The sequence below is a fragment of the Tenacibaculum sp. L6 genome, from assembly GCF_028823685.1.
In the GTDB taxonomy this organism is placed as follows: Bacteria; Bacteroidota; Bacteroidia; order Flavobacteriales; family Flavobacteriaceae; genus Polaribacter.
In genome coordinates this window covers 1-11,571 of the sequence record NZ_JAPEHZ010000067.1, presented here as the reverse complement: position 1 = coordinate 11,571, position 11,571 = coordinate 1, and the positions used below count along the sequence as shown (strand labels likewise).

Here is an 11,571-nt window from a genome sequence, read left to right as displayed (position 1 = left end):
CCAACTGAGCTACGCGCCCTTTTTTATTTAAACTCGTTAAGGATTCGAGTAGTAACCCTGACCCTCCCGATGTCAATCGGGACGATGATTACATTTAACTCTTTTTAGAGTTGTGGGCGCGAAGGGATTCGAACCCCTGACCCCTTGGGTGTAAACCAAGTGCTCTGAACCAACTGAGCTACGCGCCCTTTTTTATTTAAACTCGTTAAGGATTCGAGTGGTAACCCTGACTCTCCCGATGTTAATCGGGATGCTCTGAACCAACTGAGCTACGCAACCTTACTTGTTAATTGCGGATGCAAATATATAACAGTTTTAGAGATTGACAATAACTTTTTTCATTTTTTTTCTATAAAATTTCTGCCACTACAAATGTGCTTCCACCCACGTAGATTATACCCTCCTCAGACGCATTTGCTTTTGCTTTTTCAAGTGCTTGACTTACAGAATCAAACACCTCTCCAACCAGATTAAATTCGTTAGCTTGCTCTTTTAATTCGTCTGCTGACAACCCACGAGGAATATTTGGTTTACAGAAATAATACATCGCATTTTTTGGAAACATTGGTAAAATTTCACTCAAATCCTTGTCAGAAACTACTCCCAAAACAATATGCAGTTGCTTATAACTTTCCTTTTTTAATTGCTCTAAGGTGTAAAATAATCCTTCTTTATTATGTGCTGTATCGCAAATTACCTTCGGATTATCCTGTAACACCTGCCAACGACCTTTTAAATTGGTGTTTTTTACTACGTTTAACAATCCGTTTTTGATATTTTCTTCAGAAATTGTATACTCTTTTACTTGTTGAATTGCAGTTACCGCTGTGGTTACATTGTGCTTTTGATAGTCTCCCAGTAAATCCGTTGAATAGTTTTTTGGATTATCCGAAGCAAAAATTATTGGAGCCTTGCAATCTTCCGCTTTAGCGATAAAAACATTTTCTGTTTCTTTTTGACGTTCCCCAATAACCACAGGAGTGTTCTGTTTGATAATTCCTGCTTTTTCAAACGCTATTTCTGGTAAGGTTTCTCCTAAAAACTGGGTGTGATCCAATCCGATATTCGTAATTACCGAAACTTCAGGCGTAATTATATTGGTGGAGTCTAATCTTCCTCCCAAACCAACTTCAATAATCGCGATATCTACTTTTTGATTGGCAAATTCTTCAAACGCCAATCCAACTGTCATTTCAAAGAATGACAATCCTTGATTTTCTAAAAAGGCTTTATTGTTTACTATAAAATCAATTACCGCATCTCTGGAAATCTCTTCCCCGTTGATTCGAATGCGCTCTGTGAAGTTTTTTAAATGCGGAGACGTATACAATCCAACCTTATAACCCGCCTCTTGTAGTATCGAAGCAAGCATATGACTAGTGGATCCTTTTCCATTCGTTCCTCCTACATGGATGGTCTTAAACTTTTTATGTGGATTTTTCAACTCTTCGCATAGAGCAATGATATTGGTTAAATCTTTTTTAAATGCTGTTTGCCCTTGACGTTGGTACATTGGCAACTGAGCAAACATCCAATCTAGTACTTCTTGGTAAGTCATTAAACAATTATATTATAATTGAAACCTCTATAAACCTAACTATGATATTTTTGATACCATTGCACAAAACGACGTACTCCTTCTGCTACCTTTACTTGAGGCTTGTATTCGTAATCACTGATTAAACCATCAACATTTGCCCACGTTCTTTTTACATCTCCCATCTGCATCGGTAACATTTCTTTAGAAGCTTCTTTTCCTAAACTCGTTTCCATTTGAGTGATAAAATCCAACAGTTTTACAGAATCGTTGTTCCCTATGTTATAGATTTTATACAGCTCTCTATTTTCAACCGACTTTTCTATGACTCTTTTTACTCCTTCTACAATATCATCTATATAGGTAAAATCGCGTTCCATATCTCCGTTGTTAAACACTTTGATTGGACGATTATTTGAAATAGCTTCAGCAAATAATATCGGTGCCATGTCTGGTCTTCCCCATGGTCCGTAAACGGTAAAAAATCGTAATCCTGTTGTTGGAATCTTATACAAATGGCTGTAGGTATGCGCCATGAGTTCGTTACTTTTTTTCGTTGCTGCGTACAAACTCACAGGATTATCTACACTATCTTCTTCGGAAAAAGGTACTTTTTTATTGGCTCCGTACACACTTGAACTACTCGCATACACCAAATGTTTAATCTCATGATGTCTGCAACATTCTAAAATATTTAGAAAACCAACAATGTTACTTTGAATGTATGCATCAGGATTTTCGATGCTATAACGGACCCCTGCTTGTGCTGCAAGGTTACAAACCACTTCAAATTTTTCCGTAGTAAACAATTGAAGTAGTTCTTCTTTATCCTCTAAGTTCAATCGGATAAACTTGAAGTTTTCATTTGTCGAACTAATCGTTTCTTGATAAAAAACCTCAGCATTTTCTCTATCAATCCCCAACTCTTTTAATCGAGCGTATTTTAAATTGATATCGTAATAATCATTGATATTATCAATCCCGACAACTGTGTGTCCTAGCGCTAACAATTTTTCACTTAAATGAAATCCGATAAAGCCTGCTGCCCCTGTTACTAAAATTTTCATGTATCTATTTAAAAAGATATTGTCTTATTCTTTATACTTTAAAAATGATTATCAGCTCCAAAATAGTTCTCGATATATTTTTTTCTTTCCTTTGGTCAGAAAAAAACACTCGAACTGACATTGGAGTATTGCTTTCCACTCTCTGTTAACTATTCTTACCTATTTGATAATATTCAAAGCCTCGTTCTTCTAAATTGTAACTATTGTACTGATTTCTTCCGTCAAAAATAACTGGAGTTTTCAGTTGCTTTTCAATTTCTGAAAAATCTGGCGAACGGAATTCTTTCCATTCTGTCAATAATATCAATGCATCAGCATTCTCTAATACTTCGTATTTTGCATTTTTATAAGATATGTTTTCTACATCTTTTAAATAAAAATGTTGCGCTTCTTCCATTGCCTTCGGATCATAGGCTTGCACTTTTGCCCCTCTCTTCACCAATTCTTTTACCACATAAATTGCTGGAGCTTCACGCATATCATCGGTTCCTGGTTTGAATGCCAATCCCCATAAACCAAAGGTTTTTCCTGTTAAATCTTCTCCAAATTTTTTGATGATTTTCTCTGCTATCACATATTTCTGACGATTGTTTACCTCTTCAACTGACCTTATCAATTGTGCCTCATAACCGTTTTCTTCCGCAATTTTTTTCAATGCTTTCACATCCTTCGGAAAACAAGAACCTCCGTAACCAGCTCCTGGATAAATAAAACTGTACCCTATTCTTGAATCAGAACCGATTCCTGCACGTACATTATTCACATCCGCTCCTACTCGTTCGCAAATATTCGCCATTTCATTCATAAACGAAATTTTTGTTGCTAGCATAGCATTTGCTGCGTACTTCGTCATTTCCGCAGAACGAACATCCATTGCAATAAAACGTTCGTGTGACATGGTGAATGGCGTGTATAACTGACGCATTTTTTCAAACGCATAGTCAGATTCCGCTCCAATTACCACTCTATCTGGCTTCATGAAATCATTGATAGCATCTCCTTCTTTTAAAAATTCAGGATTTGAAACTACATCGAACTCAATTTTTACATTTCTTTTATCTAATTCTGCTTGAATCGTAGCTTTTACTTTATCCGCTGTTCCTACAGGTACGGTAGATTTATCAACTACGATCAATCGGTGATTCATCTTTTGACCGATCTCTTTTGCTACCGCTAACACGTATTGTAAATCTGCAGAACCATCCTCTCCCATTGGAGTTCCTACCGCAATAAAAACGATTTCGGTTTCTTCAATCGCTTCTTCTAGTTTCGTTGTAAAAAATAAGTTTTGTTTTTCTACGTTTTTCAACACCATTTTTTCTAATCCTGGTTCGTAGATAGGAATGATTCCTTGATGCAGTTTGTTTATTTTTTCTTGATCGATATCTACACACGTTACTTTATTCCCCATTTCTGAGAAACAAGTCCCTGATACCAATCCTACATAGCCTGTTCCGATGACAGTTAGTTTCATGTATTTGTATTTTTATTTCTTACCCTTTGTGCCTTTTGATAAAACTCTGACAATTCGAGTGGATTTCACGATTGTTATGAGTGAAATTTGTATCGAGAAAAAATTGATTTTTAAATTAGTTCTCGATACGATTTTTCGTACCTCAAAATCACTCGAACTGACAATCTATACTGTTTTTTGTTTCAAAATACACAACAGATTAATTCTTCAACTGTTGTGCCTTTAGTTTGCACAACCTGCTTGAATACCTTTTTGTTGCAACTATTTGGCAAAGATAGTTTATTTTGATAGAGAAAACTTGTAGATAATTGTTCCTTTTTGAACTGAAGGAGCATTTCCATCAGCATTCCATTTCGTTCTTAAAGCTGCTTTTTTTGCCGCTTCGTATAAACATGAAGCTGAATTTGTAGTCCCTTTAGCTCCAGGGATTGCTTTTGTTACTTTTCCATTTCTATCAACCTCGATGCTTACCACTACTGTCCCTTCTTCTTGACAATCGGGTTTTTCAATAGGTTTTGATAAGGCTTTTCTTCCTGCTAAATTATAATTTCCACCAGAGCCACTCCCTGAATTCCCGTAGTATTTATCTGAATTGGGATCTCCGCTTTCGTTTCCTTTTACACCCGCTTGCTTATTATCTCCTTCACCAGTGTTCGCCCCGTCTTTAGATGTTCCGTTTAATAAACTATTTAACGCATCGGTAGTTTCTTTAGATGGTTTTGGTTTTGGTTGCTCTTTAGGCTTTTCTTCTTTCGGAGTTTCCTTTACAGGTTCTTTCTTTGCTTCTTTTTTTTCAACTACAGGAACTTCTTCAGCCGTATCATTTGTAATAATTTCTTCTTTGATAGGCTCTTCTGACGTTTCTTCTACTTGTTCTTCAACCACCTCTTCTTGCTGAGGAACTGCTTCTGTCTTCGTTTTTTCTACAGGGTCACCGCTTCCCACATCAGAATTCCCGAAATTGATTGCCAATCCGTATTCAATAGGTGGATCTAAATACTTCATTCCGTAGTTGAATATTCCGATTAACAACAGTATCAGGATAATGGTGGTAATAACCGCCGACTTGCGTTTATGTTGGGTATTTAAAACTGTCATTTATTTGCCTTTTACAGCCAAAATCATTTTTAACTTGTTTCTGTTCGCGATATCAATTACTTGCATTACGTTTTTGTACTGCACGTTTTGATCGCCACGAATTACCACTGTTTTCTTTTTATCAGCCCCTACTTTGGTCAGTAATTCTCGCTCTAAATTTGCATTACTCACCTTGGTTTTATCAATATAAAAAGAAGCATCATTTGTAATGGTTACTGCTACTGAAGTTTGGTTTTCAGTTTTACCTCCTGCTTTAGGTAACAAGACATCAATCGCACTCACGGTAACCAATGTTGATGTTAGCATAAAAAAGATCAATAACAAAAAAACAATATCAGTCATTGATGACATATTGAAATTTGGATTGACTTTATTTCTTCCTCGTAAATTCATGATTAGTTTATTTAAAAATTAAAAGATTTAATGATTTAAAAATTTTTGATTTTTTTCAGTCTTTCAATTTTTTAATAGTTAATTATACTGGCTCATTTAATAAATCTAAAAACTCAACCGACTTCGCTTCCATTTGGTACACTACTTTATCAGTACGGACTACTAAATGGTTGTATGCGATGTAAGCAATAATCCCTACAATTAACCCAGCAACCGTCGTTGTCATTGCAGTATATAATCCGTCTGATAACATTTTAATATCTATTTGTCCACCTGAATTTGCTATCTCATGAATGGCAACAATCATTCCAATTACGGTTCCTAAAAACCCAATCATTGGGGCAGCTCCAGCGATGGTTGCTAATACTGAAACATTTCTTTCTAATTGATACACCTCTAATTTACCTGCATTTTCAATAGCTGTATTAATATCTTCTAAAGGCTTTCCTATTCTAGAAATTCCCTTCCCTATTAATCTAGCCGTTGGTGTTACTGTATTATCACAAAGTGATTTTGCGCTATCTATTCTTCCGTTGGTTACATGGTCTCTAATTTGATCCATGAAATTTACATCTACTTTAGAAGCTTCTTTGATGGCAAAAAAACGTTCAAAATAAATATATAACGCCACTGCTAACAACACAAATAACAACGCAATAATAATTTGCCCACCTATACCGCCATCCATAATTAAATTATAGATTGATAAGGTTTTTTCTTGAGGAACTTCCTCTACCAACTCCTGAGTTTCTTGAAATAATAGCATGAATACTAAATTAGGGTTTATGTAATGTTTTCGCTAAATAATTAACGATTTGTTTTGTTTAAAATTGTTTGATGTAAAAAGTCTTCCTTATTATTTACATTAAAGGAAGACTTTTATTTTTTATTGTGCTTGTTTGCTAAAAACAGCTATGTAACTCTTATAAAAACTGTTAGTTTTACACTAGTTCTTTCAACGCAATTTCAAAAGCAGTTTCGCTTATTTGAGTTTTTGCTGCACTTCTAGCATGTGTTCTTTGTAACGCTTTTTTAATCGTATTTGACGTATCTTCAAAAATAGCTTGATCTGTCATTTCTACTCTGCGTTCCATAAAATAAGCAAATACTCTTGCCATACCACAGTTAGAAATGAAATCTGGAATTAAACTTACTTTCTTGTCTGTATCCTCCATAATTGATCCGAAGAAAATTTCTTTATCTGCAAACGGAACATTCGCTCCACATGAAATAACCTCTAAACCAGAACCGATCATTTTGTTAACTTGTTCTTGTGTAACTAATCTTGAAGCTGCACAAGGCGCAAAAATTTCACAAGGTAAATTCCACACTCGCTCGTTCATTTCTTCAAACGGAATCATGTTTTCAGATACTAAGGTATTACCATCTTTGTTTAAGAATAACTCTTGAATTTCTTCAAAAGAGAATCCTTCTTCTTTGATAACTCCACCCACACGGTCGATAATTCCCACTACTTTAGCTCCCATTTGCGCTAAATAGTAAGCAGCAGCAGAACCTACGTTACCAAAACCTTGAACTACAGCACGCTTTCCTACTACAGTTCCTCCATAAATATCATAGTAATGACGTACTGCTTCAGCAACACCGTAGCCTGTAATCATATCAGCTACCGTATATTTTCTAATAATATCTGGTGATAAGTTTTTATCTTCTAATACTTTTATTACTCCGTTACGTAACTGACCAATACGGTTGATTTTATCAGCCTCTGTTGGCTTGAAGTGTCCGTTAAAAACCCCTTCTTGCGGGTGCCATACACCGCTATCTTCTGTAATTGGAATTACTTCGTGAATTTCATCAACGTTTAAATCACCCCCTGTTCCGTAGTAATTTTTTAATAATGGAGCTACCGCTTTGTACCAACGCTCTAAAACGCCTTTTTTACGAGGGTCTTGTGGATCAAAATTAATTCCTGATTTTGCTCCTCCAATTGCTGGTCCTGATACGGTAAACTTTACTTCCATCGTTTTTGCAAGCGATGTTACCTCATATTTATCTAATCCTTTACGCATACGTGTACCACCACCAGCAGCACCTCCTCTTAACGAGTTTATAACGGTCCATCCTTCTGCTTCTGTTTCAGGGTCTTTCCAATTAAATACTATTTCTGGTTGCTTTTCTTCGTATTGCTTTAATAATTCTTTCATTGTTTAATGTTATAATAGATGATTTTCAACTTTATCTGTTTCTTTTTCTTGCTTAAAAATTGAGTTGTGATTTTTCCCCTTTGGGGAAGCTAAAGTTGATTCATTTTACTATAGTTTTAATGTGTAGTTGTTTCCGAACAAATTTATCATAAAAAACAATATTCCTCAAAATACTTTACATTATTTCTTCGGATAAAAAACTTTACCAGAAGAATGATCTTTTTTTGCTCCAGTTACTGATTGTAAACAATTTACTTTGTTTTGAACTTTTAACACCCCCAATAATGCAAAAATGAGCGCTTCTTTATAATTGATAAGTTCTTTATCTGCTTGTTTGATTTTTGTTTTTGCATAAAACTCAACCCTACTCATTAAAAAAGTATTAAAAGCTCCTCCGCCTGTTACCAAAATAGTAGCTTCATTCTCTACAACATTCCCTATTTGTAGAGCTGTATGCTCAATAAAAGTCCTTAAAACTGTAGGAATGTCCGTTTCGTATTCATCTATTAAAGGAAAAATGTTTTTCTGAACCCACTCTAACCCCAATGACTTCGGAGGCGTTTCTTGATAAAAAGAAAGTGAATTCAGTTGTTCTAATAATTGAGTATTGATTTTTCCTTCGGAAGCTATTTTTCCTTCATCATCATATTCCAGTCCTATTGTACGTGTGTAATGATTCAACACAATATTTACAGGGCAAATATCAAAAGCGATTCTTTGATTCTCCTTCTCATAGGAAATATTTGCAAAACCTCCTAAGTTTAAACAATAGTCATAATCAGCAAACAACAAGCTATCTCCAATCGGTACCAAAGGCGCGCCTTGACCACCTAATTGTACATCTTGCGTTCTAAAATCGCATACTACTTTTTGCTGAGTATTATTGGCTATAACCTGTCCATTTCCTATTTGCAGCGTAATTCCGTTTTCAGGTTGATGTAAAATGGTATGTCCGTGCGATGCTATGAAGTCTACATTATTAATAGCATTCTTCTCTAGAAAATCATTTAATACTTTCCCTAATAATTCACCATAAGCACTATCTACTAATTTCAATTCTTCATTACTATAGGCTACTGCTACTTGTAGTTTCGTTTTCCATTCTTTGGAATATGGTATGGTTTCCGCCTTTAAAATTTCAAAATCTTTGTATGAAGAAGCGTGCATTTTTATATACGCCAAGTCAATTCCGTCTAGCGAAGTTCCCGACATCAATCCGATGCAGTAAATATATTTTTCTTGCATAAAGTAAAAATAGCAACTCTATTGAAAATTTGCTATTAAAAAAGTATCTTTGAGCACAATTTTTACGAATAATTTAATAAAACATAAAAACATAATGGATTTTAATCTTACAGAAGAGCATTTAATGATTCGTGATGCTGCACGTGACTTTGCTCAAACCGAATTATTGCCTGGAGTTATAGAAAGAGATGAGAAACAACAATTCCCAGACGAGTTAGTACGTAAAATGGGAGAGTTAGGTTTTATGGGAGTAATGGTAGATCCTAAATACGGAGGAAGCGGAATGGACGCGGTTTCTTACGTGTTAATTATGGAAGAATTATCTAAAATAGATGCTTCTGCTTCAGTAATGGTTTCTGTAAACAATTCATTAGTATGTTATGGTTTAGAAGCTTATGGTACTGAAGAACAAAAACAAAAATATTTAACAAAATTAGCTACTGGTGAGCAAATAGGAGCTTTTTGTTTAAGTGAGCCAGAAGCTGGTTCTGATGCTACTTCGCAAGCAACTACTGCTGAAGACAAAGGAGATCACTACTTATTAAACGGTACTAAAAACTGGATTACCAACGGTGGTCGTGCAGATGTTTACTTAGTAATTGCTCAAACAGATAGAGCTAAAGGTCATAGAGGAATCAATGCTTTTATCGTTGAAAAAGGTATGGAAGGTTTTCACGTTGGACCAAAAGAAGATAAATTAGGTATTCGTGGTTCTGACACACACACGTTACAATTTAACGATGTAAAAGTTCCTAAAGAAAATCGTATTGGTGAAGACGGATTCGGATTCAAATTTGCAATGAAAACCTTATCTGGTGGACGTATCGGTATTGCTGCTCAGGCTTTAGGAATTGCTTCTGGAGCTTACGAATTGGCTTTAAAATACTCTAAAGAACGTAAAGCTTTCGGAACTGAAATTTGTAACCACCAAGCTATCGCTTTCAAATTAGCAGATATGTATACTGAAATTGCTGCTGCTCGTCACTTAGTAATGGCTGCTGCCTGCAAGAAAGATGCTGGTGAAAATTACGATCGTGAAGGGGCTATGGCTAAGTTATACGCTTCTAAAGTAGCAATGGAACAAACTGTTGAGGCTGTTCAAATTCACGGAGGTAATGGTTTCGTAAAAGAATACCACGTTGAGCGTTTAATGCGTGATGCAAAAATTACTCAGATTTACGAAGGAACTTCAGAAATTCAGAAGATTGTAATCTCAAGAAGTTTAATTAAAGAGTAATTCTACTTTAAAAATATAGTATAAATAAAGCTTGTCGATTGACAAGCTTTATTTTTTAAATTCTACTTTATGTAAATGTAACCCAGAAGCTGGAGCAATAGTTTTCATAAAGTCAATATCACTATTTTCAGGACTCAAACTTCTCTTTATAAACTCTAAATCATAATTCCCTTTACCTAGTTCTGCTAGAGCTCCCATTATCAAACGGATTTGATTGCGTAAAAAACCACTTCCTCTAATGATTAACACATAGCTTTTCTCTGGAAAAAATGAAGCAGTCAGCTCTGTGTTTTCTTCAATCTTACAAACATCTATCTCTCTCTCAACTTTTGTTTCAGGTGATGGTTTAGTACAGTAATGCTTAAAATTATGAAAGCCTTGAAATAATTGTGCTCCCTGTTTCATCAATTCTACATCTAACTCTTCCAAATATCCTGTTAAGAAAGCTGCACCATACGGATGGTTCTTTTCTCCGTAAGAAAAATAATAGCGGTATTCTTTTGTTTTTGGATGTTGAATGATATTAAATGTTTCATCCTCTATTTGCTCAACAGCAATTACACGAATGTCAGAAGGCGAATTGCGATTAAAATCTTCCATAAAAAAAGATTCATCTAATTTTTCATCAATAAACAACTGAAAATAATAATCGGTTGATGATACTTTGGCATCTGTTCTTCCTACTCCCACTGATTTACAGCGAATCCCTTTACAAACAAACTTCAACGTTTTATCTACAAAAAAATGAACTGTTTTTAAATTAGGTTGTTTTTGCCAACCGTGTAATCGAAATCCTAAATATTGAAATCGAACTAAATAAGCATACTTATAATTCATTCTGTATTTTATCCGTTTTGAGATGTAAAATCATAACAACTTGTTTTTTTACCAGACAAAACTACAGCTTTTAACAAGATTAATATGATGACTTTTGTATAAATGTTTTGGACTACATCAAAGGAATTAACAATGACACTTTAGTGCCTGCAGGTTGATTTTTTGCGTACAAATCTGTAAAAACTATCGTTGATTTACTTTTATAATTTTTAGCAAAATGTTGCAAGCGTTCTTCGGTTAGTTTTATTCCAACAGATGAGCGTTGATGGATTTTCTTCTCTTTAATCTCTCTTGATCTTACCCTACCAATTCCGTTATCTACAATATCTATTTGCACTTGATTCTCGTTTACTTTAAAAACCTGTACGGTTAGTTTCCGATTTCCTTTTTTTAATGCGAGTCCGTGCCAAATCGCATCGTAGACAAAGGCTTAAGGTATTTTTTTCTAGGATTTACTTTTATAGCTATTCTAAAGTTACCTTTAATAGAATTTTCTATTACGGATATGCTATAAT

At 34.9% G+C, this 11,571-nt stretch carries 11 protein-coding genes and 1 tRNA gene; 1 reads left to right on the top strand and 11 read right to left on the bottom strand.

Annotation, left to right across the window (positions count from 1 at the left end):
- Positions 1-113 precede the first annotated feature (113 nt).
- The 9 genes from OU788_RS10515 to OU788_RS10475 form a co-directional block, all read right to left on the bottom strand.
- Positions 114-188, bottom strand: a tRNA-Val gene (locus OU788_RS10515).
- 161 nt (positions 189-349) lie between these two features.
- The gene (locus tag OU788_RS10510; protein WP_274635123.1) at positions 350-1,558 is read right to left on the bottom strand and encodes a bifunctional folylpolyglutamate synthase/dihydrofolate synthase; all 1,209 of its coding nucleotides are present in this window, start codon (positions 1,556-1,558) and stop codon (positions 350-352) included.
- Positions 1,559-1,593: 35 nt separating this feature from the next.
- On the bottom strand, positions 1,594-2,604 hold the full coding sequence (locus tag OU788_RS10505) for an NAD-dependent epimerase (RefSeq protein ID WP_274635122.1): 1,011 nt from the start codon (positions 2,602-2,604) through the stop codon (positions 1,594-1,596).
- A gap of 145 nt (positions 2,605-2,749) precedes the next feature.
- Entirely contained in the window at positions 2,750-4,078 is a 1,329-nt protein-coding gene (locus OU788_RS10500; protein WP_274635121.1) for a UDP-glucose dehydrogenase family protein, read from the bottom strand.
- A gap of 279 nt (positions 4,079-4,357) precedes the next feature.
- Positions 4,358-5,176, bottom strand: a complete 819-nt coding sequence (locus OU788_RS10495) for an energy transducer TonB family protein (protein ID WP_274635120.1) — start codon at positions 5,174-5,176, stop codon at positions 4,358-4,360.
- Positions 5,177-5,569, bottom strand: a complete 393-nt coding sequence (locus OU788_RS10490; protein WP_274635119.1) for an ExbD/TolR family protein — start codon at positions 5,567-5,569, stop codon at positions 5,177-5,179.
- Between the two features lie 82 nt (positions 5,570-5,651).
- A complete protein-coding gene (locus OU788_RS10485) occupies positions 5,652-6,335 on the bottom strand; it encodes a MotA/TolQ/ExbB proton channel family protein (RefSeq protein WP_274635118.1) in 684 nt (227 codons plus the stop codon).
- Positions 6,336-6,510: 175 nt separating this feature from the next.
- The gene (locus OU788_RS10480; RefSeq protein WP_274635117.1) at positions 6,511-7,737 is read right to left on the bottom strand and encodes a Glu/Leu/Phe/Val dehydrogenase dimerization domain-containing protein; all 1,227 of its coding nucleotides are present in this window, start codon (positions 7,735-7,737) and stop codon (positions 6,511-6,513) included.
- Between the two features lie 180 nt (positions 7,738-7,917).
- A complete protein-coding gene (locus tag OU788_RS10475) occupies positions 7,918-8,982 on the bottom strand; it encodes an anhydro-N-acetylmuramic acid kinase (protein ID WP_274635116.1) in 1,065 nt (354 codons plus the stop codon).
- 94 nt (positions 8,983-9,076) lie between these two features.
- Between OU788_RS10475 and OU788_RS10470 the strand changes: the two genes are divergently transcribed.
- Positions 9,077-10,219 carry an acyl-CoA dehydrogenase gene (locus OU788_RS10470; RefSeq protein ID WP_274635115.1) on the top strand — a complete coding sequence of 381 codons (1,143 nt, stop codon included), beginning with the start codon at positions 9,077-9,079 and terminating at the stop codon, positions 10,217-10,219.
- A 48-nt stretch (positions 10,220-10,267) separates the two neighbouring features.
- Here OU788_RS10470 and OU788_RS10465 read toward each other — a convergent pair whose 3' ends face one another.
- Together OU788_RS10465 and OU788_RS10460 are read right to left on the bottom strand one after the other, a co-directional pair.
- The gene (locus OU788_RS10465) at positions 10,268-11,056 is read right to left on the bottom strand and encodes a tRNA pseudouridine(38-40) synthase TruA (RefSeq protein WP_274635114.1); all 789 of its coding nucleotides are present in this window, start codon (positions 11,054-11,056) and stop codon (positions 10,268-10,270) included.
- 112 nt (positions 11,057-11,168) lie between these two features.
- The gene (locus OU788_RS10460) at positions 11,169-11,393 is read right to left on the bottom strand and encodes a hypothetical protein (protein WP_274635113.1); all 225 of its coding nucleotides are present in this window, start codon (positions 11,391-11,393) and stop codon (positions 11,169-11,171) included.
- Between the last annotated feature and the right edge of the window lie 178 nt (positions 11,394-11,571).